This window comes from Neorhizobium sp. 05N33, assembly GCF_056397445.1.
Genome location: NZ_JBFTNK010000028.1, coordinates 1 through 22,428, shown reverse-complemented (window position 1 = coordinate 22,428; position 22,428 = coordinate 1). Strand labels below are relative to the sequence as shown.

At 60.9% G+C, this 22,428-nt stretch carries 22 protein-coding genes and 1 riboswitch; of the genes, 10 read left to right on the top strand and 12 right to left on the bottom strand.

Translation table 11 applies throughout. The annotated features are described in order from the left end of the window. Positions 1–99: 99 nt before the first annotated feature. Both AC1DLT_RS30300 and AC1DLT_RS30295 read right to left on the bottom strand, forming a co-directional pair. Positions 100–420 carry a type II toxin-antitoxin system PemK/MazF family toxin gene (locus AC1DLT_RS30300; protein ID WP_477489185.1) on the bottom strand — a complete coding sequence of 107 codons (321 nt, stop codon included), beginning with the start codon at positions 418–420 and terminating at the stop codon, positions 100–102. Beyond that, a complete protein-coding gene (locus AC1DLT_RS30295) occupies positions 420–635 on the bottom strand; it encodes an antitoxin MazE family protein (protein ID WP_080719117.1) in 216 nt (71 codons plus the stop codon). Before AC1DLT_RS30295 ends, AC1DLT_RS30300 begins: the two co-directional genes overlap by 1 nt. 134 nt (positions 636–769) lie before the next feature. On the opposite strand from AC1DLT_RS30295, the gene AC1DLT_RS30290 reads away from it, so the two are divergent. Then, entirely contained in the window at positions 770–1,765 is a 996-nt protein-coding gene (locus AC1DLT_RS30290) for a transporter (RefSeq protein WP_038548798.1), read from the top strand. 69 nt (positions 1,766–1,834) lie between these two features. Here AC1DLT_RS30290 and AC1DLT_RS30285 read toward each other — a convergent pair whose 3' ends face one another. The 3 genes from AC1DLT_RS30285 to AC1DLT_RS30275 all read right to left on the bottom strand — a co-directional run bounded on the left by AC1DLT_RS30285 (position 1,835) and on the right by AC1DLT_RS30275 (position 4,254). Then, on the bottom strand, positions 1,835–2,287 hold the full coding sequence (locus AC1DLT_RS30285) for a BA14K family protein (RefSeq protein WP_477489177.1): 453 nt from the start codon (positions 2,285–2,287) through the stop codon (positions 1,835–1,837). Between the two features lie 194 nt (positions 2,288–2,481). Beyond that, positions 2,482–2,901: a BA14K family protein gene (locus tag AC1DLT_RS30280; protein ID WP_477489176.1), complete on the bottom strand. Its 420-nt coding sequence runs from the start codon at positions 2,899–2,901 to the stop codon at positions 2,482–2,484. Positions 2,902–3,009: 108 nt separating this feature from the next. Further along, on the bottom strand, positions 3,010–4,254 hold the full coding sequence (locus tag AC1DLT_RS30275; RefSeq protein WP_477489175.1) for an aromatic ring-hydroxylating oxygenase subunit alpha: 1,245 nt from the start codon (positions 4,252–4,254) through the stop codon (positions 3,010–3,012). Between the two features lie 103 nt (positions 4,255–4,357). Continuing rightward, a riboswitch (cobalamin riboswitch) is annotated at positions 4,358–4,587 on the bottom strand. Positions 4,588–4,770: 183 nt separating this feature from the next. On the opposite strand from AC1DLT_RS30275, the gene AC1DLT_RS30270 reads away from it, so the two are divergent. From AC1DLT_RS30270 to AC1DLT_RS30255, 4 genes are read left to right on the top strand one after another with little or no spacing between them, the layout of a single operon-like run. Continuing rightward, positions 4,771–5,367 carry a DUF6656 family protein gene (locus AC1DLT_RS30270; RefSeq protein WP_477489184.1) on the top strand — a complete coding sequence of 199 codons (597 nt, stop codon included), beginning with the start codon at positions 4,771–4,773 and terminating at the stop codon, positions 5,365–5,367. A 33-nt stretch (positions 5,368–5,400) separates the two neighbouring features. Then, a complete protein-coding gene (locus tag AC1DLT_RS30265; RefSeq protein WP_247136067.1) occupies positions 5,401–6,378 on the top strand; it encodes an L-threonylcarbamoyladenylate synthase in 978 nt (325 codons plus the stop codon). A gap of 27 nt (positions 6,379–6,405) precedes the next feature. Further along, entirely contained in the window at positions 6,406–7,851 is a 1,446-nt protein-coding gene (locus AC1DLT_RS30260; RefSeq protein ID WP_477489174.1) for an FAD-binding oxidoreductase, read from the top strand. Further along, positions 7,848–8,228, top strand: a complete 381-nt coding sequence (locus tag AC1DLT_RS30255) for a winged helix-turn-helix domain-containing protein (protein WP_477489173.1) — start codon at positions 7,848–7,850, stop codon at positions 8,226–8,228. The genes AC1DLT_RS30260 and AC1DLT_RS30255 overlap by 4 nt, the downstream gene beginning before the upstream one ends. Positions 8,229–8,241: 13 nt before the next feature. On the opposite strand, the gene AC1DLT_RS30250 is transcribed toward AC1DLT_RS30255, so the two are convergent. Continuing rightward, a complete protein-coding gene (locus tag AC1DLT_RS30250; RefSeq protein WP_477489172.1) occupies positions 8,242–10,830 on the bottom strand; it encodes a DUF1217 domain-containing protein in 2,589 nt (862 codons plus the stop codon). A gap of 305 nt (positions 10,831–11,135) precedes the next feature. Here AC1DLT_RS30250 and AC1DLT_RS30245 point away from each other — a divergent pair, with 305 nt between their 5' ends. Next, a complete protein-coding gene (locus AC1DLT_RS30245) occupies positions 11,136–11,702 on the top strand; it encodes a DUF6101 family protein (RefSeq protein WP_477489171.1) in 567 nt (188 codons plus the stop codon). An 81-nt stretch (positions 11,703–11,783) separates the two neighbouring features. Here AC1DLT_RS30245 and ubiA read toward each other — a convergent pair whose 3' ends face one another. The 6 genes from ubiA to AC1DLT_RS30215 form a co-directional block, all read right to left on the bottom strand. Next, on the bottom strand, positions 11,784–12,734 hold the full coding sequence (gene ubiA, locus AC1DLT_RS30240) for a 4-hydroxybenzoate octaprenyltransferase (protein ID WP_477489170.1): 951 nt from the start codon (positions 12,732–12,734) through the stop codon (positions 11,784–11,786). 99 nt (positions 12,735–12,833) lie between these two features. Continuing rightward, positions 12,834–13,643: a MipA/OmpV family protein gene (locus AC1DLT_RS30235; protein WP_247136072.1), complete on the bottom strand. Its 810-nt coding sequence runs from the start codon at positions 13,641–13,643 to the stop codon at positions 12,834–12,836. A 100-nt stretch (positions 13,644–13,743) separates the two neighbouring features. Continuing rightward, positions 13,744–13,902: a hypothetical protein gene (locus tag AC1DLT_RS30230; RefSeq protein WP_477489169.1), complete on the bottom strand. Its 159-nt coding sequence runs from the start codon at positions 13,900–13,902 to the stop codon at positions 13,744–13,746. A gap of 12 nt (positions 13,903–13,914) precedes the next feature. Beyond that, a complete protein-coding gene (locus tag AC1DLT_RS30225; RefSeq protein ID WP_477489168.1) occupies positions 13,915–14,667 on the bottom strand; it encodes a hypothetical protein in 753 nt (250 codons plus the stop codon). Between the two features lie 121 nt (positions 14,668–14,788). Continuing rightward, a complete protein-coding gene (locus AC1DLT_RS30220) occupies positions 14,789–16,045 on the bottom strand; it encodes a class I SAM-dependent methyltransferase (protein ID WP_477489167.1) in 1,257 nt (418 codons plus the stop codon). A 173-nt stretch (positions 16,046–16,218) separates the two neighbouring features. Beyond that, on the bottom strand, positions 16,219–18,516 hold the full coding sequence (locus tag AC1DLT_RS30215; RefSeq protein WP_477489166.1) for a Tex family protein: 2,298 nt from the start codon (positions 18,514–18,516) through the stop codon (positions 16,219–16,221). 226 nt (positions 18,517–18,742) lie between these two features. On the opposite strand from AC1DLT_RS30215, the gene AC1DLT_RS30210 reads away from it, so the two are divergent. From AC1DLT_RS30210 to AC1DLT_RS30195, 4 genes are all read left to right on the top strand, one after another. Continuing rightward, positions 18,743–18,952: a hypothetical protein gene (locus tag AC1DLT_RS30210; protein WP_038540434.1), complete on the top strand. Its 210-nt coding sequence runs from the start codon at positions 18,743–18,745 to the stop codon at positions 18,950–18,952. 146 nt (positions 18,953–19,098) lie between these two features. Beyond that, complete coding sequence (gene purD / locus AC1DLT_RS30205) at positions 19,099–20,370, top strand: phosphoribosylamine--glycine ligase (protein WP_477489165.1); 1,272 nt, start codon at positions 19,099–19,101, stop codon at positions 20,368–20,370. Between the two features lie 99 nt (positions 20,371–20,469). Continuing rightward, positions 20,470–20,988, top strand: a complete 519-nt coding sequence (locus tag AC1DLT_RS30200) for a plant virulence effector HPE1-like domain-containing protein (RefSeq protein ID WP_477489164.1) — start codon at positions 20,470–20,472, stop codon at positions 20,986–20,988. A gap of 279 nt (positions 20,989–21,267) precedes the next feature. Continuing rightward, a partial coding sequence (locus AC1DLT_RS30195) for a cache domain-containing protein (protein WP_477489163.1) occupies positions 21,268–22,428 on the top strand: 1,161 nt, incomplete at its 3' end.

Here is a 22,428-nt window from a genome sequence, read left to right as displayed (position 1 = left end):
TCCTCGTGGGCGCGGTTGTGACCGCCTTAACTGGCCGATTCTACTCAGCCACCATCCTCACTTTGCTTTTTACGTAAACGTAAATGCGGTTGTCAATGTTCAGGCCAAGCCAAAGAACACGGCAAGCGACCGATTCACGGCTACGAGAATGTCATCTTCGATCGAGCCGAAAACCCTCCCTATCTTTTCCCGCTTGAGGGTCATCGCCTTGTCGATCATGATCTGGGAGGGGCTGTTGAGCGCGTTCCTGGGCGTGGGCTGGACCAGGATGCGGATGAGCGGCGTATCCACAACGGTACTGGACAGCAGCAGAACCGTTAGCGTGTCGGTGTCGAAAAGGTCGGATTGGATCACAAGGGCGGGGCGCGGTTTTCCGAAATCACCAGCCAGAGCAACCGTCACAAGATCGCCCCTGCGCATCATTGCTCCCCGAGATCAGCCAGGGCATCATCCAGAAATTTCATAAGATCGGGATCTGCTGCATCCGCCGCCGCGACCAAACGCGACTGCCGATGGCATTCCTCTGCAAAACCAGGGCGCCGCGTATCGGGAACCCAAATTTGCACTGGACGCAACCCGGACGCCCGGAGATTTTCACGACGTTTTCTGACACGCTCATTCACGGAACTGGCCATATGAAATACTCCTTGATTTGTTACATGTAACAAACGGCGCTGGAGCGTTCAAGGAATTTTTAGAGAACGTTGTTGAAACAGGCGTTACACAAGAGGTCTATGGAGTGATGCCTATGCTTTCGGATTCCTCGGCCATGTCCCTCATGAACCCCGCTATCCCCGGCCTCGTCTGGGCCTATCACTTCCATCCGGGAGCGGCGCCCTGCACCAGGTTGCCGCTCGATGCGGCGCGCAGCGATCTCGATGTCGGCGACGGTTTTCTGTGGCTGCATCTCAACCTCGTCGACAGTCGGGTCAACGCCTTTCTGGAGAACTTCCCGGGCCTGACGCCACCGGCCATCGCCGCACTCACCACCCACGACACGCACGCGGCGGTGACGCTCGACGAGCAGCTGGTCTATGGCACACTGGTCGATTTCCAGCGCGAGTTCGACAGCGAGACCCGCGATATCGGCTGGCTGCATTTTTTCGTCTCCGACAGGGTGATCATCACCACCCGCCTGCAGCCGTTGCGCTCGATCGACCGGGTGCGGGCGGCGATCGAAAAGAACGCCTCGCGTTACAAGAAGCCGATCGACGTGTTCGAGACGCTGGTCGCCGAATTCCAGCGTACGCTGATCGCGCTGGTGATGGAGCTGACCGAGGAAATGAACATCATCGAGGATTTCGTCTACGACAACACGCCGCGCGACGAGCGGCGCCGCCTTGCGCCGATCCGGCGGACGGTGGTCCGGCTGCACCGGCACCTGAGGACGGTGCTGACGCTGCTCAGGCGCGCGGCGGCGACCGACGACGACGAGATGCCGCCCGGTTTCGACGACGCTGCCTCACGGCTGATCGGCCGGCTGGAGGCGGCGGATCACGACGTCTACGCCCTGCAGGAGCGCGCCCGGCTGCTGCATGAGGAAATCGACTCGAAACTCTCCTCCGAGACCAACAGGCACCTCTACATTCTGTCGCTGATGACCGCCTTCCTGCTGCCGCCGACCTTGGTCACCGGCTTTTTCGGCATGAACACTGCGTCGCTGCCCTTCGAGGGGAATGGCTCGGGGACAGCCTATGCCTTCGGCCTGATCGTCATTTCGGTGCTTGCCGCCTGGTGGCTGTTGAAACGCACCGGTATTCTCTGACCGCTGGACAAACAAAAAACCCGCCCGGGGATGATGCCGGACGGGTTGAACGTTGCCTATCGACCGCTCTTAGAAATAGGGCGAATAGCAGGTCTGGCGCGGGCCGTAGTTCGGCTGGAACGAGTTCGAATAGGCATCGTAGGAGCGGTAACGCTCGGCGCACCATTCGTAGTGGCGCGGATTGATGTCGTCCCCGCCGCCATAGACCGGCGCCGGCTCGACGTAACGCGGCTGGGAGGCAATGGCACCGCCGATCAGCGCACCGGCACCAAATGCCGCCAGCGGGAACCAGTAGCCGTTATGGCGGCGATAACCCGGGCGGTAGTCGCGATAACCACGATACCCGCCATACCAGCCGCCGCCATGGCGACGATACTGCACGAGGGTCGCGTCGGCATTGGCGTTCGTTTCGATCCCGGCGGCCGGAGCGGTCGGTGCCGGCATCGCCTGAGCCGGCATCAGCGAGCCGGCGAGAACGGCAGCAGAGATGCCCGCAACCGCAATCTTCTTCAAAAGAGTCATATTAAGTCCCCCATATCCCTTGTCGGTGTTTCAATTTTTGCCAGCCAATTATTTCAGTATGCAGCGAAATAGAATTTCGCTGCAACCCTTGGGAAGTTCATCCTGAATGCGTGATTAACGTGCGCCGCGACAAACAAGCCCGGCCACCGGCTTACGCCGCGACCGGGCTCCGCGTCGAGAGGGCCAATACCTGCTTACCTGTAAGGCGAGATGCAGCGCGCCCGCACGCCGGCGCGCGGTGCATAGGTATCGTCCCAGGCCCGATAGCTGCGATAACGGCTTTCACACCAGGCGACGTGGCGGCTGCCATAACCCCGATCCGCCTGGATAGCGCCGCCGATAATGGCACCGGCACCGAAGGCGGCCAGCGGGAACCAGAAACCGTTGTGATAACGATAACCGGGGCGGCGGTCGCGGTAACCGCGATGGCCGCGATACCAACCGTATCGGTCACGCCGGAAGTCGCGACGGTACTGGACATTGGTGACATCGCCGGCGGCCGAAATGCCGGATGGCGGAGCCGGCATTTGGACAGCCTGCGCAGGTACAAGGCCAGCAAATGTCGTGACAACGGCGACTGCCGCTGCGGTCAGGCGTAGGCGAAAGGCGTTCATGCGGGGTGCTTCCTCATTCTGATTTTCAATCAGAAAACAACGCCACACGCGGGATTCCGTTCCTGGAGCCACGCCCCGCGCCGATCAACGCCGATCACGAATTGGCGATCAGGCGACGATCGAAAGTTTCGCCTGGTCGCCCTGCAGCCGGTTGACCATGAAGTTCGAGTACCATTCGACGAACTGCATGACGCCGCCTTCGTGGAGTGGCGAGTAAGGACCGGGCTCGTAGGCGGGCGAGCGGATGCCGAAAGCGTTTTCCTCCACGATCTGGCGGTCCTGGTCGTTGGTCATGTTCCAGACATGGGTCAGGTCTTCGAGATTGTAGTCGACGCCCTCAACCGCGTCCTTGTGGACCAGCCATTTGGTGGTAACCGCCGTTTCTTCCGGCCCGAGCGGGGTGACGCGGAACGAGATCGCGTGGTCACCGAGAATGTGGTTCCAGCTGCTTGGATAGTGGAACAGCAGCATGGTGCCGATCGAATTGATCGTCACGTCGTCGGAGAGTTTGCGYTGTACGGCGTTGCGGCCGCTCATCGTATAGCTCTCGGCATCCTCGATCAGCGGCATGCGCGCGACGCGGAACTGGCCGGTCTCGTCCATCCGGAATTCGCTCGGCAACCCGGCCTCCTCACAGCGCTGCCAATGGGCGGCGATGACCGGATCGTCCTTGGCGCCCTGGACACCGGTCGCGGTCGGCGATTCCGGATAGGTGCGGCAGAGCTCCGGATGGTTGGCGGCGCAGTGGTAACATTCGCGGTTGTTTTCCCAGACGAGCTTCCAGTTGCCCTTCTCGATGATCGTCGACTGGTGCGCGACCTTGGCTTCCGACAGGCGGTGCGGGGCCATATAAGGCTCGATGGCGGCGCGAACCGGCGCGAAATCCGGCGCCTCGTTGGCAAGACAGATGAAGATAAAGCCGGCGACGCTCTCGCAATGGACCTTCTTCATGCTGAATTGGGTCTTGTCGAAGTCCTGGCCCATCTGGCGACCGACCAGAAGCGAGCCGTCCAGCTCGTAGGTCCATTGATGGTAGGGACAAACGAGCCGCACCGCCGAGCCATGTTCCTTGGTGCAGACACGGCTGCCACGATGGCGGCAGGTATTGTGCAGCGCCCGGATCTGGTTGTCGCGGCCGCGCACGATAACGACCGGATAATCGCCGATCTGCAGGGTGAAATAGGCGCCGGCCTTGGGCAGCTCGCAATCATGCCCGACGAACAGCCAGTCGCGGTACCAGATCATTTCCAGATCGAGCTTGAAATAGGCGGGATCGGTATAGAAGGGCTGTTCGAGGCTGAACCCCTCGCGGCGGTTCTTGAGCTGCCGCAGGGCCTGATTGCGAATTTCCATATACTTACCTTCCTCGTCAATGTGGACAGCGGAAGGACATGGAAATGCCGGCCGGCCCCAGGCCCGCCCCAAACCCTGTCCCGAACGCCCGCCGCGTCCGGTCGTCATCTTTTGTCCCGAGGCTGGTTTCCGGGCTCAGGAGCTGTCCGTTGCGGGACGGGCTCGGCGCCTTCCCGGGCGGCCTTTTCGGCTCTTTCCCAGTGGCCTGTACCAAGCTTTGTTGCTCCACCACCGTTGCGGGGGCAGCGCCGGATCAAGGTTTCGAAGACCCCTGCCGGCTTCCCAATTCTCCGCCTTCCCTAGACAGGCGGCACCTCAAGATCGAGGCGGATATAACCATCGAGCGGGCGTGTCGCATAGGCGACATTGCGACATCGGCAACCGCGTTGGCGACAGCGGCGAAACGGCCCGGAATGCAACACTCCAGCCCCGCGAAAGCGAAACCTGTCATTAAGGGATAAGCCATAAAATCCCGGCTCGAATGGGAGCGATGCCACCGTGCAGGCCAAGGGGAAAATCCGTTACTATAAAGCTCCTCCACCAAAGCCTCCGGCGCCGGTGGCAGTGAAGACCGCTGCCCATTCCGAATTCCTTCGGACGGGGCGCATCGCCCGCTACAATCCGATCTGGCTGCCGGAAGAGCGCCGTTATCTCACCCATGACGAGGTCGCCGAGCGCACAGGCAAAAGGCTGGAGGCGGCCGGCGAGACGAGCCACAACCGGATCAACTCCTTCCATCGCTCGATCAAGTTTCCGAAGATCATCTTTCACCACACGCTCGATGAGCGGCCGCATCTCGGCTATTGCCATGTCACGGCGGCAAGAACGCAGCTTGCCCACGGCGTGCCGGTAAGCTGGTCCTTCTACATTGCCAACTTCGTTTCCGAGATGGGCGGGGAGGAAACGTTCTTCGAGCGTATCAGCACGGCCTATTCGCGCATGTATTTCGCCGTCGCGGTCGAACGAGAGGCCGGCCAGCCGCTGCAGATCAACCGATCGATCCGCAAGAATGGCCTTCTGTTCCGCACCAACGATCCGATGGAAGCGATCAAGAACGTGCTGATGCTCGGCACTTCCAACGAAATGCTCCGCGAGATCATCAAAAAGCTATGAAGACGCCGGGCTCCGCGTTATTGACGGGCGGATATGACGGCTCAAATCATCGACATCACCCGGGACCATGACGGCGCGCTCGCCCAAGCCTGCGCCGTGCTCGGCGGTGGCCTACCCGTGGCGATCCCCACCGAGACGGTCTACGGGCTTGCGGCCGATGCCACCAATCCCGCCGCCATCACCCGCATCTACGAGACCAAGGGCCGGCCGCGCTTCAATCCGCTGATCTGCCACATGTCGGATCTAGCCATGGCCGAGCGTTATGCCGACTTCGACCCGATTTCGCGAAAGCTTGGCCAAGCCTTCTGGCCGGGCCCCCTCACCCTGATCCTGGCCCTAAAGCCCGAAAGTGGCATCCACGCGCTGGCGACGGCCGGGCTCGATACGGTCGGCATCCGGCTTCCCAAGGGCTTCGCTTCCGATCTGATCCGCGCCTTCGGCAAGCCACTCGCGGCGCCGAGCGCCAACACGTCCGGCAAGGTGAGCCCAACCAGCGCCGCCCATGTGGCCGACGACCTGGGCGACAAGCTGGCTTTGATCATCGACGGCGGCGCGGCTCCGGTCGGTGTGGAATCGACCATCGTTCGTGTCGAGGATGGCGTGATCCGGCTGCTGCGGCCGGGTGGGGTGGCCGTGGAAGAGATCGAACGTGCAACCGGCCTTGCGGTGATCCGACCGGAAGGACCAGCGGCAATCATCGAAGCTCCCGGCATGCTCGCTTCCCATTACGCGCCAGGAGCGGCGGTCAGGCTCAATGCCGACCATGTCGAGACCGGCGAGGCATTGATCCGGCTCGGTTCTGCTCCCGTGAAAGGAATGGAACTCGCGACGGCGGTTTTTGATCTGAGCCCGTCGGGCGATCTTGCGCAGGCGGCGGCAAACCTGTTCGATTACCTGAAGCGGGCCGACGCCACCGGCGCCGCCAGCATCGCCGTCACGCCCATTCCCGACCATGGGCTCGGCGAAGCGATCAACGACCGGCTGGCGAGGGCCGCCGCCCCGCGAGAATGAGCCGGGGCAAAAGAGGAGGAGACGTTGATGGATATTTCCGGGCCGAAACCAGAACTTCTCGACCGCTTCGCCGCGATCGTCGGCGAAAATCACGTGCTGCGCGACGCGAACGATCTTGCGCCGCATCTGGTCGAGGGCCGCGGACTCTACCGGGGTTCCTCTCCGATGCTGCTGAAGCCGGGCTCGGTCGAGGAAGTGTCCGCGATCCTAAAGCTCGCGAGCGAGACAGGCACGCCGATCGTGCCGCAGACCGGCAATACCGGCCTTGTCGGAGGCCAGACGCCGCGCACCGGCGGCAGCGACCTGATCGTCTCGCTCGAACGCATGAACCGCATCCGTGACGTCGATCCGGTCGCCAACGTGCTGGTCGCCGACGGCGGCGCCATCCTTGCCGACGTGCAGAAGGCGGCGGAAGCCGTCGACCGGCTATTTCCCCTGTCGCTCGGCTCAGAGGGCTCCTGCCGCATCGGCGGCAACCTCTCCACCAATGCCGGCGGTACTGCCGTGCTCGCCTATGGCAATACCCGCCAACTCTGCCTCGGGCTCGAAGTGGTGCTGCCGACCGGCGAGATCTGGGACGGCCTGCGCCGGCTCAAGAAGGACAATACCGGCTACGATCTGCGCGACCTGTTCATCGGCGCGGAAGGCACGCTCGGCATCATTACCGGCGCGGTGCTGAAACTTTTTCCGCAGCCGGTCGGGCACCAGGTCGCACTTGCCGGCCTCAATTCGCCGGCAGACGCGTTAAAACTCTTCGAGCGGGCCTCGAACCTCTGCGGCACGGCGCTGACCGGTTTCGAGCTGATGCCGCGCATCGGCATCGAATTCGTGGTCCGGCATATAGAGGGCGTGCGCGATCCGCTCTCCGAGCCGCATCCATGGTACGCGCTGATCGACATCTCGACCTCGGATTCCGCCGAGACGGCTAGTTCCATGGTACAATCGCTGCTCGAACAGGGTTTCGAGGCAGGCCTCATCCGCGACGCCGTGATCGCCTCCTCCGTCGCGCAGCAGAAGGCGCTCTGGCACATGCGCGAAAGCATGTCGGATGCGCAGAAACCCGAAGGCGGCTCGATCAAGCACGACGTGTCGGTGCCGGTCTCGAAAATCCCGACCTTCATGGCGGAGGCAGAACAGGCGGTGCTGGCGGCCATGCCGGGTGCGCGGGTCTGCGCCTTCGGCCATCTCGGCGACGGCAATATCCATTACAACATCTCGCAGCCCATCAGCGCCGACATGGCGGGCGACAAGGCGGCATTCATCGGCCGCTGGCGGGAGATCAACGCGATCGTCCACAGCATCGTGCTCGCCGCCGGTGGGTCGATCTCAGCCGAACACGGCGTCGGTCAGTTGAAGCGCGACGAACTCGCCCATATCCGTTCGCCGATCGAGATGGACCTGATGCGGCGCATCAAGCAGGCGTTCGATCCCGCCGGCATCATGAACCCCGGCAAGGTGGTGACCATTCCATGAGCCGGCCCTCGAAGACCACGATCCGGATCGACCTCGACAACGGCGTGCGGCTCGGTCCGGGCAAGGCGCAGCTTCTGGAACTGATCGCCGAACACGGCTCGATCCGGGCGGCGGGCGCCTCGATCGGCATGTCCTACCGGCGGGCATGGCTGCTCGGCGACGAGATCAACCGGATGTTCAAGGAGCCGTCGATCTTTACCCGCCACGGCGGCAAAAGCGGCGGCGGTGCGGGTCTGACGGAATTTGGCCGGGAACTGCTGTCGCGCTACCGGCGGATGGAGAAAGCGAGCCGCGACGCGATGCGCGCCGACCTCGACTGGCTCGAATCGAATGCAGATCCGCACTTCGAGACGACGGCAAAGACCACCGACGCCTGATAACCGCCCGCTCTCAGCCCATCCGGATCTGGGACAATGCCCATAGGGTGTCCGAGCTGATGCCGACCGAACTGCCGTCGCTGCTTAGAATGCTTACTGCCGATGCCGTATTCTGGCTGTTTTCCAGGTCGTACATGATCGTGAAGCGCTGGACCAGTTTCTTGACCTTTTCCGGATCGCTCAGATCTTCGAGGTTGAGCTTGTTCTTGACGATCTTGGCCTGCTGGTCGACGTCCATGTTGGCGATTTCCGCGGGCAGGCTGAAAGTGACGCGAAAGAACTCCTTCAGCGCCTCGTCGCCGAGGATCACGTATGGGTCGGTGATGCTGTCCGACATACGCTCGAAATAAAGCGCCAGGCGGACGCCCGGATTTTCCTCGCCCTGCTGGTTTTCGAGAAGCTGGCGGACGTAAAGGTCCTGGGTCGCGACGACTTCGCCGCCGTTCTGGGCCTCGCCTGCCGAGCTTCGGTCGATCTCACCCTTGGAGTCGAAATTGAAGGTACCGACGAGCTGCGCGAACCGCTTGTCCGTCTGGGTATTCACGAAGCTCTTGGGGTCGGCGGGATCCGAATTGAAGGCCTTCTTCAGGAAATCATTGGTGACCTTGGAAGGGTCTATCCCCTTCGATATCAGCAGGATGTCGAGCGTCTTGCGATCGGCGAGCAGTTCATCGCGACTGCCGATGCGCTGCATCGCGTCAGTATAATATTTGGCCTCCGTCTGGGCTTTCGCCCTCGCCGCCTTGAGTTCATCGCCTTCCATGAACCGGCTTTTGCGCAGGATATAATCCTTGGCAACGTTGGTGATTGCCGCATTGGACTGGAGCAGCACCTGGCGGGTGACGGCCCCCTTGGGGTCGAAGTTGAAGAGCTTGGCAAGCGAGACGAAACGTTCGTCCTTCAGCTTGTAGATATAGCTGTTCGGGTCGGAAAGGTCGCTTTTCAAGGCACTCTTGATCGTCAGCTTCGAAACGGTGGCGGGGTCGAGGCCAACCGCTTGAAGAGCAAAATCGTAGGATTTGTCGGCATCCGCGCTCAGAAAGTCGTCCAGCGTCCTCACTTCCGAAAGGTCGAGCTTGTAGAACTTGATGGTCTTGTCGAGGTCCGCTTCCTGTTTGTCGTCCCAGCGGCTCATATAGTCGCTACGGGTGGTACTGGTCTGTAATTCGTCCTGGGCCTGGCCGGCGGCGACGGTACCGTCGGTGTTGAAGTTGAAAGCCTTCGCGAGATCCAGATATTCCGGATTGGTAACGCCAAAGCGGTTCGCATAGCTGTCAGGGTCGGAGAGATCGCTCGTCAATATCTGTTCGATCGTGGACTTGACGACCGTGACCTTGTCGAGATTGAAGGCGACCTTGATATATTTGAGAAGCCGGGGATCATTGATGAAATCGCTGACGTTGGTAGCCGTCTTGAGCTTCTGCTCGAAGAGCTCCTGATTGAACATCGCCTCGCCATGCGTGATCCGGGTCTGCTTGTTGAAGAAACCTCCGACAATCTCCAGCAGCTTTTCCGGAGTGACCGCGCCGCCTGCCGGCACAGAGCCGTCAGCGTTGAAGCTGAAATCCTCGGCGAGCGATTTCATCAATGCGAGAAAGGGTGCATCGGACGCCCCGGCGCTGATGATGGTCGCGAGTTCGGCGCGTCGCGAGTCCGTCTGGGCGATCGGCACCAGCCTGCCATCCAGCTCGGTATAACGCGTCTGCGACGTCGTCAGGTTATCCTGGTCCGTCTGGATTGCCTGCACCGTATTGGTCAGCTCCACCTGCATGGCGTCGATCTCGGCCTGGAGGGTCGCCGGACCGCCATTGTTCAGCTGATCCTGCTTGGCGGCGATCTGGGTTTCGAGATCGGTTTTCTTCTGCTGGCCGAGCGCGATCGAATCCTGCAGCGTGGGAATGCCGGTGCTGAGGCTCAGCCGCTCGGCAAGCTCCGTGTCTTCGGTTTTCGCCGCATTGTACTGGTCGAGGTTGTTGCCATAGGCGGTGTTGTAAAAGCTGGTCGGATCGGCCGGATCGCTGGTCAGCACGCCGCGGATGGCATTGTAGTTGTAATATTTCGTATCGATGCCATAGGCGGTGAACAGGTAGTCGCGGAGCCTCGGATTGGCCAGCAGCTGATCGACATTGGTAATATTGCCGGTTTCGCCCAGCATGACCTTGAAATAACGGGTGTCTTCCTCGATCGTATCGTTCTGGGCTGCGATCGTCTGGTCGTAGGTATCGAAGAGTTCGTCCATCTGGCCGTTGGACTGGGCGGCTGCCCCCTCTCCGTTGGAAACGCCGAAATTGAAGGCTGCGGCGATATTCTTGTAACGGTCGTCGGTCAGGCGGTTTGCAAAGCTGTTGTCGTCGCTGAGATCGCTTTCCAGCACCTGCTTCATGAACGCCTTGGCATAGATCATGTCGTCCAGGCCGTGGGCCTGCATCGCATAGGAATAGAGGCGATAATTGCCGAGGAACTCGTCGACGGTTTTTACCTTGCCGATATTGTCCTGATAGTACTTCGTATCGTTGACGACCGTCGTCTGCCCGGCAATGTTTTTCAGGCTCTTCTGCATGTCGCGATTGACAAGATCAAAGGTGAGATAGGTCGATACCATGGAAGGGCCTCACGACTCGGAATTATGCTGCCGCAATCATTGCAGTCTAGCCTTGCCTGTGGCTTTTCGAAAGGGTTTCGACATCCCGTCCGGAATGTCCCAGGCCTGCACAGCAATGCCGCGATTCACCTTCCGGAAACCCAAATCCGACCCCTTTTGCTAACCATCCAGGCAGGCAAGGCTTCTTTAACCGCTATTTTTAAGCAGTCTCGAACATGGCCCGCCCTATGCTTTGGGTATCAGAGGACAAAAGTCCCGTAGGGAAACCGGCAACGGCTCTCAGGTAAAACAAGGGTAGCATATCGATGACCAACACTGTTCTGAAGCCCGTCTGGGCAGGGTCGACATTCAGGCTCGATCCGTCTCGTTTCCCGCAGCAGGTTACCTATGCGCTGCGCGAGACCTCAGGAGATGTCTCCATCACCATCGACGAACGCGGCGCAGTGCTGCGTAAGATCCTTCCCGCAAGCGGCCTGCCGCTCTCCTTCGCCTTGCCCGCCCGCGCCTTCAAAGGGGTGGCGGCCCGCGCCATAGACCACGGCGACGGCGAAGTGACGGTCACGCTCGAACTGCATCACGACGACCCGGATCTCTGCATTCCGCTGCTCGTCGCCCACGATCTCTGCGACATCGCCGCCGATTGGCGGAGCTGGTCGGACGCCTATCGCATTCCGATGCTGATGGTGGAAGCCGACGGCATCGCCCGGCCGCTGGAAAACCATATCGGCGACGTGCGAACCAGCGGCGTCAGGCAGCGCCGCCGACATTCCTATTTCGCGGCCCGCCGTCCGCGCTTCCTGGTCCGCCGCACCACCGGCAGCCTGGGCGTGACGATGAAAATCGAAGGCAAGGAAATTATCGCGCGACGCTAGGGCTTTGCTTGTCCCTTTGCCCACCGCCTCTCGCGATAACATGGGAGGGAGCCCGATCCTTGAGCGGTCGGGCTTTTTCCGTTAGAGGGCAAGCGACAGGACGAGGCCGGCAAATAGGATCGCGCCGACGCGGGTGTTCGACTTGAAAAGCCTCAAGCACTGGTCGGCATCGTCGATATCGAGGATCAGCACCTGCCAGCCGAACATCAGGGCTGCGGCGAGAAGCCCGAGATAGGCGAGGAAACCGACGCCGGCCGCTGCGAACGCGAGCAGCAGGAAGATCAGCGTCAGGCCGTAAAGGCCGATCAGCCAGGGCTTGGTATTGTCGCCGAAGAGACGTGCTGTCGAGCGCACCCCGATCAGCTCGTCATCCTCCTTGTCCTGATGGGCATAGATCGTGTCGTATCCGATCGTCCAGGCAATGGCGGCCAGGTAAAGCCAGAGGGCGGCGGAGGAGAGGCTGCCGAACACGCCCGCCCAGCCCATCAGCGCGCCCCAGGAGAAGGCAAGGCCGAGGAAAAATTGCGGCCAGTCGGTAAACCGCTTGGCGAAGGGATAGATCGCCACCACCGCCAGCGACAGGATGCCGAGCAGGATGGTGAAACCGTTGAACTGGATGAGGACGAGCAGGCCGATCAGCGCCTGCACGCCAATGAAGACCTTGGCTTCGAAACGCGACACCCGGCCGGAGGGCAGCGGCCGCGAGCGGGTGCGCGCCACTTCCATGTCGATATCGTGATCGACGAGGTCGTTATAGGTGCAGCCTGCGCCGCGCATGGCGACCGCGCCCAAGAAGAACAGCACGAGGTGGAAAAGCAGAAGGCCGAAGGAAAACGCGCCCTCGCCCTTGGCGGCGTTCGCCGCCAGCGCCGCCGACCAGAAACACGGCCACATCAGAAGCTGCCAGCCGATCGGCCGGTCCCATCTCGCAAGCTGCGCATAGGGCCAGGCCGGCCGCGGCAGAACGCGATAGACCCAGTTGTCGGATGGAGCGTCGGCCACGCGGCCGCTGAAATCGTCGGCGTTCGTCATGGCCGGTTCTAGCGCCAGCCGAACGCTACGGTCAAGCCGGCGCTTTGTCGCCTCACGGCGTGGAAGAGCCGCGCCTTCCGTCGTGAGCACGCTCACGACTTAGGGAAGCGAGAAGCCGAATTTGTAGCTTGCTGAAACGCCGAACATCAGCTGGTTTTTCGAACCGCGTTCGCGCACGAGACTGCTGTCGGCAACATCGCCGGTCAGCCGCTTGTATTCGGCAAACGAGGTGAGCTCGAGTTTCTCCGTCGCCTTCCAGGTCAGTGCGGCGCCGACGCCGACCGAATGCAGGCCGCCGCCCGGATCGTAGGCGGACAGCCCCGATGCCGCCGACTGGCTCGGCGTCACCTTGTAATAGGCGTCGTTGTAGCCGTTGCTGGCCCAGGTCGCGCGCGGACCACCGGAAAGCCTGAGATCCGGCTGAAGATCGGTGAAAGCGTCGACCGAGACATCGGCGACGACGCCGTCATGGCTGCGGATGCCCTGGCGGACTTCGGCGCGGGCGCGGATCCAATCGGTCGGATAGATATCGATGAAGCCACCGACCTCGCCACCGAGCTTCACCTTTTTCAGACCCTTGAGATCGTCGGACGTGTCATCATCGCGCGGCATGATCAGCTTCGCCGCCACGCCGGCGCGGATCGAACCCTGGTCGATCAGCGCGAAGGAGATGTTGTCGTTGCGGGAAGAGAACCGCGCCTGTTTGGCGTTCTGGCGGCCGAGCGAGATGATCGGCGAAAACTGCAGGCTGCGGCCGTTGTCGCCCTCGAATTTCGGCGCCACGAAACCGGCGCCGCCGAGCGTCAGGTACCAGTCACCGGACCAGAAGCCTTCCTGAGCCTCGGCGCTCCCCGAGGAAACAATCGAAAAAATGGAAAGAAAAAAGGCAGCCCGGACAGGCAAGGACATGGCAACGGATCCTGAAAACGCAAAACAGAACAGAGATCCCACTGGGGATTTCTGTTCTATTATCGCATTTGCATTGCCAGCTTGTTAACCAAGCGAAAAATCACACCGCTACCTTGTCGAGCGGGATGCGGCTCCCTTCGAAGGCTTTCAGTTCCGCCTCGCGCTCGTAGATGTAGTCGCGGTTGTCCGGAACCGCGGTGCGCTTCTTGACGATCTGCATCTGGAAGAGGCTTTCGTCATGGCCGGTTCTACTGCCCACCCGAGGAACCGCTCAAGCATTTACGGGTGACACCGCAGGCGGCAGCTCATCTGCCCCGTGCTGCATATAGACATTTGCCAGGACAGCAGCTGCATACGTGATGCCTATAGCATTAATGGAAAGCGCAACCATTGCGACCAATATCAGAGGTATATTTGGCACTCCGGCCGGCACCAGCATCGTCCCAAATGCCGCCATGCCTATAGCACCGATAACCAGCGACATAGCGGACATGGCTACCAAAGAGACGGCGAGGTGCCCGAAAGTCGTCAGGAAATTCGGAGCACCCCGAGCCCAAGCCGCCTTAAGCGATGTTCTGATCCCCGTAATGTTGGATGTCGGCCAAGTACCGACCAACGACATCAAGGCCGCATAAATTACGACCAGTGCCGTGGTCGACACCATCAGCCAGCCAACTGTACGGCCGTTGAACACCGCTGCAAACCATAGAAAGGCCGGCAGAGAAAGTCCGACTGCAATTATCGCTAGTGTAATAAATTTCAGAGAATAACCGAAAAATCCTTTGTAAAACTCCGGCTTCGCACTGAACTCAAATGTCGTTTCCCGTATTATTGAGATTTGCACCCACATCGCCAGGTAAATTGTTGGAAAAAAAGAAGCAATATTCGACGAAGAACTCCCAGAAATTTCTTCGAATACCGATAGCAGAACGGAAATTATTATCCATACGAAATAATAAACCCAATTTCTAACGATGATAGAAAAAACTTGTTTAACCACGCGAATGCCCCCATTGCCCAGCATCGGCTCCACAACCTTGGCAAGTTGCGGACCAGATGCTGAACCATAGAGGGCGCCATACCGTTTTCCAAGATAGGTGCCGGAACCAACGGTTAATTTATACTTGTATAGGGGTTAGCCCAGTTCACACCGCTACCTTGTCGAGCGGGATGCGGCTCTCTTCGAAGGCTTTCAGTTCCGCCTCGCGCTCGTAGATGTAGTCGCGGTTGTCCGGAACCGCGGTGCGCTTCTTGACGATCTGCATCTGGAAGATGAAGAAGCTTTCGTGGGTGAAGGCCATTTCCGAGCCGGCGAGATAGAACTCCCACATCCGCACGAACCGTTCGTCGTAAAGTGCCGCGGCCTTGTCCTTGTTGGCCATGAACCGCTCGCGCCAGTGGCGCAGCGTGTGGGCATAATGCATCGGCAGGATTTCGATGTCGGAGACGAGCAGGCCCGCCTTCTCGATCGACGGCATCACTTCCGAAAGCGCCGGGATATAACCGCCCGGGAAGATGTATTTCTCGATCCAGGGATTGTTGATGAGGGCCGGATAGGGCTGGCCGATCGAATGCAGCACCATGACGCCGTCATCGGCGAGCACGTCGTTCACCTTGCCGAAGAACTTGGGATAGTTCAGCCGGCCGACATGCTCGAACATGCCGACGGAAACGATGCGGTCGTAACGCTTATCCGGCGGCAGATAATAATAGTCCTGCAGCTCGAAGCGGACGCTGTTGGCAAGACCGCGCTTGGCGGCGCGTTGGTTCGAAATCTTGAGCTGCGCGGTCGAGAGCGTGATGCCGGTCACGTCGACGCCGGAGGATTCCGACAGATACATGGCCATGCCACCCCAGCCGGAACCGATTTCCAGCGCCTTCTGCCCGGGCTCGGCAAGCAGCTTGGCGACGATATGGCGCTTCTTGGCGATCTGCGCCTCGTCGAGCGAAATGCCCGGCGGGTTGAAATAGGCGCAGGAATATTGCCAGTCCTCGTCGAGGAAGAGCGAGAACAGCTTTTCGTCGAGGTCGTAATGATGGGCAACATTGCGCCGGTTATGGTTGATCGGCACGCGATTGCGGAACTGGGAAACCAGCACGCGGGCGATGCCGCGCCAGATCATGCCGAAGGTCAGGCCTTCGCTGAGGGTATTGTCCTTGATCAGCGCAAGGAACTCATAGATGTCGCCGTCATCGATGACGAGACGGCCGTCCATGTAGAGCTCGCCGAGCTTCAAGGGAGGATCCGCCACCAGTTCGCGTTCGGCGGCTTCGTCGATAAACCGTATCGAAACGGATCGCCCACCGCCGCTCCCGTAACGTTGCTCACCTCCCGAGCCGCGTACGATCAAAGTTCCTGTCTTGATGATTTTGCTGAGAAGATTGTGAAGGGACGAGGCCACGGACCCACCTCCAATAATAATACTAAGGGTGCCTTACTAATCCAAAATCTAATAGTTTCCCTGCGACTTTCAAGCACATTGCAGCCATGAAAATGACATAAAAAAACAGGCCGTCAAACCCCCGTCTGACGACCCGCATCCCCTGATTGAAATTCCGCCGAAGCCGGCCGGAATCACTTGCGTTTTAAAGCTTCCGCGAGTGCTGCGCCGAAAGCGCCCTGCGATGAGGGTTTTTCAGTTTTCATCATTTTCGGGTTAACCGGCCGGACGTCGCGGTCGCCGCGCGGGGCCGGAGCCGTCTCGCCGCCGTCCTTGCGCATGGTCAGCGCAATTCTCTTGCGCTTCACATCGACCTCGACAACGCGCACTTTGACGACGTCGCCGGCCTTTACCACCTCATGCGGATCCTTAACGAAACGGTCGGCGAGCTGCGAAACGTGGACAAGGCCGTCCTGGTGCACGCCGATATCGACGAAGGCGCCGAAGGCGGCCACGTTGGTGACGGTGCCTTCGAGCATCATGCCCGGCTTCAGGTCGGTGATCTCGTCCACGCCTTCGGCAAAGGTGGCGGTCTTGAAGCTCGGGCGCGGGTCGCGGCCGGGCTTTTCCAGCTCGGCGATGATATCCTTGACGGTCGGCAGGCCGAAGGTTTCGTCGATGAACCGCTTCGGGTCGAGCGCCTTGAGCGCCGCACTGTCGCCCATCAGCGAGCGCAGGTCGCGGCCGCAGGCGGCGACGATCTTCTTGGCGACGCCATAGGCTTCCGGATGGACGGCGGACGAATCCAGTGGCTCCTTGCCGTTCGGGATGCGCAGGAAGCCGGCCGCCTGTTCAAACGTGCGGTTTCCGAGACGGGCGACCTTCAGCAGGTCCCTGCGGCTCGAAAACGCGCCGTTCTGGTCGCGATGGGCGACGATCGCCTCGGCAATCGAGCGGCTGAGGCCGGAAACACGCGAGAGCAGCGGTGCGGACGCCATGTTCAAATCGACGCCGACGGCGTTCACGGCATCTTCGACCACGGCATCCAGCGAGCGGGAGAGTTTCCCCTGGTCGACATCGTGCTGGTACTGGCCGACGCCGATCGATTTCGGTTCGATCTTGACGAGTTCCGCCAGCGGATCCTGCAGGCGGCGGGCGATGGAAACGGCGCCACGCAGCGACACGTCGAGGCCGGGGAATTCGAGGGCGGCGGTTTCCGACGCCGAATAGACCGAGGCGCCGGCTTCCGAGACGATGACTTTGGTGGGCTTCTGCCCAGGCAGGTTCAACAGCATGTCGGCGACCAGCTTTTCCGTCTCGCGGCTGCCGGTGCCGTTGCCGATGGCGATCAACTCGACATTGTGCTTGCGGATGAGCGCGGCGAGTTCGGCCTGGGTGCCGCGGATGTCGTTCTTCGGCGGGAACGGATAGACGGTCGTGGTTTCCAGCAGCTTGCCGGTGGCATCGACGATTGCCACCTTGACGCCGGTGCGGATGCCCGGATCGAGGCCCATCGTGGTGCGCGAACCGGCGGGTGCGGCGAGCAGCAGGTCCTTGAGGTTGCGGGCGAAGACGTGGATCGCCTCCTCCTCGGAGCGCTCGCGCAGTTCGCGCATCAGGTCGAGCGACAGCGACACCGAGAGCTTGACGCGCCAGGTCCAGCCGGCGGCTTCCATCAGCCAGCGGTCGGCGGCACCCCGGTCCCGGATGTCGAAGGCAAGCGCGATGATGCGCTGGGCAGGCTTGACGGGCGACGGATCGTCCTGGTCGACCTCGATCGTCAGCGTCAGGAACTCCTCGTTCCAGCCGCGCAGCATGGCGAGCGCCCGGTGGCCGGGCGCCGTCGCCCAGCGTTCGGAATGATCGAAATAGTCGGAGAATTTTGCGCCGGCCTCCTGCTTGCCGTCGACCACTTTGGCCTTCAGCGTCGCGCCGGCCCGCATGTGCTGGCGCAGGCGGCCGAGCAGGTCGGCATTTTCGGAGAACGTCTCGGCGACGATATCGCGGGCGCCTTCGAGCGCACCCTTCACGTCGGCGACCTCGTCCTTGACATAAGCTTCGGCAAGCTTTGCCGGATCGACGCTGCGGTCGGCCCAGATCGCCTCGGCAAGCGGGCCGAGGCCACGCTCGCGGGCAATCTCAGCGCGGGTGCGGCGCTTCGGCTTGTAAGGGAGATAAAGGTCTTCGAGTTCGGCCTTGGTCGTCGCCTTGCCGATCTTTACAGCAAGCTCGTCGGTCATCTTGCCCTGCGAATTGATCTGGTCGACGATGGTGGAGCGGCGCGCTTCGAGTTCGCGCAAGTAGACCAGCCGTTCTGCCAGGTTGCGCAGCTGCGTATCGTCCAGCCCACCCGTCACTTCCTTGCGGTAGCGGGCGATGAACGGCACGGTGGCACCGTCGTCGATCAGCCCGATCGCGGCGGCAGCCTGTTCGGGACGGGCATTGATTTCCGCAGCAATCGCGGCGGCAAGGAAACGGAGATCGGCGGCCATGGGCGTCCTCGTTCAAATGGGAGGCGCGACCATAGTCGAAGTTTGTGGCAAGGCAACGTGGCGAATGCCGGTTCCACAATTTGCTTTCAACCAACCGTGCCGAAACGAAACACGGGTTGACCGGCCGCTAACCAAGGCCCTGTGGAAAAGAACCAATGCACTCTCACCTCCGGCAAGAGGCCATTAAAACCATTCCGCCGCATGATGTGGCCGAATGGAGATACGAATGCCCAAAAAAGCCGCCAGGACACTGGCATTTGACACGGCGGTCGCCAATGAAGAGCTAGAGGCTGCCATTTCCTATCTCGAACAGAAGCTGGACGATGCGTCCTTTCGGAACGAACCGGTGCCTTTCCTCGCCTATCGGAACAAGGTGATCTTCCAGACGACGCTGGATATCCGCCGCGGCGCGAAAAACCGGCGCGGTGAATTCTGACCTTTATCGAACGCGACGGCCTCCCATCGAAACGCCATGACGGACAGAAGATGGGAGGCCACCTAAGCCTTGGCCCTTGACCTTTGCCTCCCCTCCCCTTAACCGCCGCGCAAGGCCAAGGTTTTCAGCGCAGACGAGGGCGAGACATGAAGGTTCTCTTGATCGGTTCGGGTGGACGCGAGCATGCGCTCGCCTGGAAACTCGCGCAGTCTCCGAAACTCGGCAAACTCTACGCCGTACCCGGCAATCCCGGCATCGCCGAGCATGCCGAACTCTTGTCGCTCGACATCGACGATCATGCCTCCGTGGCGGCCTTCTGCCTCGACAATGCGATCGACCTCGTCGTGATCGGGCCGGAAGCGCCTCTGGTTGCCGGGCTCGCCGATGTACTGCGCGCCAAGGGCATCGCGACCTTCGGCCCGTCTGCTGCCGCAGCCCAGCTCGAAGGCTCGAAGGGTTTCACCAAGGATCTCTGCGCCCGCTATGATATCCCGACCGGCGCCTATCGCCGCTTCACCGATGCCGCCGAGGCGAAGGCCTATGTGCGCGAACAGGGCGCGCCGATCGTTGTGAAGGCGGATGGGCTTGCCGCCGGCAAGGGCGTCACGGTCGCCATGGCGATCGACGAGGCGCTTGCGGCGATCGACGACTGTTTCGACGGCGCCTTCGGGCCGGCTGGTGCCGAAGTGGTGGTCGAAGCCTATCTCGATGGCGAGGAGGCAAGCTTCTTCTGCCTTTCCGACGGCAAGACCGCACTGGCGCTTGCCACGGCCCAGGACCACAAACGGGTCGGCGACGGCGATACCGGCCCCAATACCGGCGGCATGGGCGCCTATTCGCCTGCCCCGGTGATGACGCCGGACATGGTTGCGCGCACCATGAAGGAGATCATCGAGCCGACCATCCGCGGCATGGCGGAAAGTGGATATCCGTTCACCGGCGTATTCTTCGCCGGGTTGATGATCACGGCCAAGGGGCCGGAACTGATCGAATACAATGTCCGCTTCGGTGATCCCGAATGCCAGGTGCTGATGATGCGGCTGAAGAGCGACCTGCTCGACCTGCTCCATGCGGCGGCGATCGGAACGCTCGACCAGGTTTCCGCCGAATGGAACGACGACGTGGCGCTGACCGTGGTGATGGCTTCCAAGGGTTATCCGGGCGCCTATGACAAGAACACGCCGATCGCCCATCTGCCCGAGGGCGCTGCCGGCGAGAAAGTCTTTCATGCCGGAACGGCGCTCAAGGATGGCGCTCTCGTTGCAATCGGCGGCCGCGTGCTGAACGTCACGGCGACCGCCAAGACCGTCGCAGATGCGCAAGCCCGCGCCTACAGGCTCGTGGACCAGGTCGAATGGGAAAACGGCTTCTGCCGCCGCGATATCGGTTGGCAGGCGGTGTCCCGCGAAAAGAACTGAGTGCCGGACCGCCATTTCATTTAAAATTTACCGATTATCCAGACGGGATCGAAACGAAACCGCGATAATCATGGGAGACCTCAAGAAGGATTCCCTGTCATGCGTCTCGTTCTGGCTACAGCTCTGGTGTTTGCAAGCAGTTCGGCTTTCGCGTCGTCGATCACGGTGATCGACAACACGCACCGGGCCGGCGTCAGCATCGTCACCAAGAGCTGCGCGAGCTGCCCGAGCGCCGCAGCGCCCAAATCGGACGAGGCGACCTACAAGGTTCCGGATCTGCCGGCAGGGATCCAGAAGACGGAGATCATCGAGATCAACGGCGAAAAGAAGTTGGCCCGCACCGAGGCATGGCTTGGCGGCTCCCCGGTGATCCATGTCAGCAAGCTTCCCAAATGGATGGCCGAGGAAAACGCCATCGCCGAGCTTCACCCGACCACCAACGGCTCCACCGAAACGCAGATTGCGACCGCAGAAGCAAAAAGCGACGGCATCGATGCCGACGCCACGACCAGCGCGGTGAAGATCATTGGCGCGGCTGAGGTCGGAATCGTCGAAGCATCCCTTACGCCGAAGCCGCTGGCGCTCGACACGTTCGAACTGCGCACCGATCGCTTCTAAATTTAGAATATCATTATATTTACATAGCAGAAAGTGCTTCTGGAATAGCGCTTCCCGGTATGCGCGCAAATTGCGCATCATCAGATCCGACCTGCTCAAAATATTCGCATTCGGCGCTGTCAAGGGCCCCATAATTAAATTTTTATTCAAATATTCGGGATCACTCTCCCGTCATAGTGCGGTGTAGCACGTGACCGGTGCAGAACGCGCCTTCCCCAAAAACTTCGTCCCGCTCCGGCTCCTCCGGGAGAGTTCGGCTGCCTGAAAGTGAGTCGAAACATGAAGAATCTCAAGATCTCCCACCAGTTATTGGCCATGGTGGCAGTGCTCATGGTGGCTTTCACGGCCGTCACCTACTATCAGATCCGCGCCTCGATCGCCTCCATCTATTCCGAGCGCTACGACATGCTGCGCACCCAGGTGGAGTCCGGCATTTCCATCCTGCAATCCTATTACGACCGGGAAAAATCGGGCGAACTGAAGCACGAGGACGCGCAGAAGCTGGCTTACGCAACCGTGGCAGGGATCAAATACGAGCCGGCCGGCTACATCTTCGGCCTGAACTACGACACGGTCACGCAGTTCCACTACAATCCCAAGCTGGTCGGCGTGAACCAGAAGGGTCAGCCGGACAAGATGGGCAACCTGTTCCGCGAAGAGATGGTCGCCAAGGGCCGTGCCGGCGGCGGCGTCACCACCTATTATTGGGAAAAGCCCGGCATGCCGGCCGACCAGGTTTTCCAGAAGGCTGCCTACTCCCGCGCCTTTGAACCCTGGCAGATCATTGTCGGCACGGGCGTCTACACCGACGACCTCGACGTCAAGATCAACAAGACGATCCTGGAAGTGGTCGGCGTCGGTTTCCTCGCCTTCCTGCTTGCACTCGGCGTCGCCCTGATAGTCATCCGCAATATTACCAGGCCTTTGGCCGCAGTGCATGGCGCATTGCAGGCCGTCGCCGACGAAAATGTCACCGCGACGATCCCGCACACGGACATGTCGAACGAAGTGGGGATGATGGCGAAGGCGACGCAGGCGCTGCAGGAAAAGATCCGCGAACGGCATGCGATGGCCGCCCGCGAGGAAAAGCAGAAGACCGAGCTCGACCGCGAGCGCCAGCAGAACCTCGACATGCAGCAGCAGGAGGCAGCGCTGCAGACCCGCGTCGTCTCCACCATCGGCGAAGCGCTCGAATCATTGGCCCATGGCGACCTCACGGTTCGCTGCGCCGATCTCGGAGCCCGCTACGAAACGCTGCGCCACAACTTCAACGAGGCGCTCGTCCACCTCGAAGCCGCGATGAGCAAGGTCAATGCCAAGGGCATCGATATCGGCGGTTCCAAGGAGGAAATCCGCCGCGCCTCGAACGAGCTGTCGCAGCGCACCGAACGCCAGGCCGCCAATCTCGAAGAGACGTCGGCCGCCCTCGACGAACTCGCC

Excerpts from the sequence above, each read along its gene's own strand:
- AC1DLT_RS30225 (WP_477489168.1), bottom strand. The coding sequence starts at position 14,667 with ATGCTGGGCAATGGGGGCATTCGCGTGGTTAAACAAGTTTTTTCTATC.
- AC1DLT_RS30245 (WP_477489171.1), top strand. The coding sequence starts at position 11,136 with ATGACCAACACTGTTCTGAAGCCCGTCTGGGCAGGGTCGACATTCAGG.
- ubiA (WP_477489170.1), bottom strand. The coding sequence starts at position 12,734 with ATGACGAACGCCGACGATTTCAGCGGCCGCGTGGCCGACGCTCCATCC.
- purD (WP_477489165.1), top strand. The coding sequence starts at position 19,099 with ATGAAGGTTCTCTTGATCGGTTCGGGTGGACGCGAGCATGCGCTCGCC.
- AC1DLT_RS30250 (WP_477489172.1), bottom strand. The coding sequence starts at position 10,830 with ATGGTATCGACCTATCTCACCTTTGATCTTGTCAATCGCGACATGCAG.
- AC1DLT_RS30260 (WP_477489174.1), top strand. The coding sequence starts at position 6,406 with ATGGATATTTCCGGGCCGAAACCAGAACTTCTCGACCGCTTCGCCGCG.
- AC1DLT_RS30280 (WP_477489176.1), bottom strand. The coding sequence starts at position 2,901 with ATGAACGCCTTTCGCCTACGCCTGACCGCAGCGGCAGTCGCCGTTGTC.
- AC1DLT_RS30200 (WP_477489164.1), top strand. The coding sequence starts at position 20,470 with ATGCGTCTCGTTCTGGCTACAGCTCTGGTGTTTGCAAGCAGTTCGGCT.
- AC1DLT_RS30215 (WP_477489166.1), bottom strand. The coding sequence starts at position 18,516 with ATGGCCGCCGATCTCCGTTTCCTTGCCGCCGCGATTGCTGCGGAAATC.
- AC1DLT_RS30285 (WP_477489177.1), bottom strand. The coding sequence starts at position 2,287 with ATGACTCTTTTGAAGAAGATTGCGGTTGCGGGCATCTCTGCTGCCGTT.
- AC1DLT_RS30295 (WP_080719117.1), bottom strand. The coding sequence starts at position 635 with ATGGCCAGTTCCGTGAATGAGCGTGTCAGAAAACGTCGTGAAAATCTC.
- AC1DLT_RS30235 (WP_247136072.1), bottom strand. The coding sequence starts at position 13,643 with ATGTCCTTGCCTGTCCGGGCTGCCTTTTTTCTTTCCATTTTTTCGATT.
- AC1DLT_RS30255 (WP_477489173.1), top strand. The coding sequence starts at position 7,848 with ATGAGCCGGCCCTCGAAGACCACGATCCGGATCGACCTCGACAACGGC.
- AC1DLT_RS30210 (WP_038540434.1), top strand. The coding sequence starts at position 18,743 with ATGCCCAAAAAAGCCGCCAGGACACTGGCATTTGACACGGCGGTCGCC.
- AC1DLT_RS30290 (WP_038548798.1), top strand. The coding sequence starts at position 770 with ATGTCCCTCATGAACCCCGCTATCCCCGGCCTCGTCTGGGCCTATCAC.
- AC1DLT_RS30300 (WP_477489185.1), bottom strand. The coding sequence starts at position 420 with ATGCGCAGGGGCGATCTTGTGACGGTTGCTCTGGCTGGTGATTTCGGA.
- AC1DLT_RS30265 (WP_247136067.1), top strand. The coding sequence starts at position 5,401 with ATGACGGCTCAAATCATCGACATCACCCGGGACCATGACGGCGCGCTC.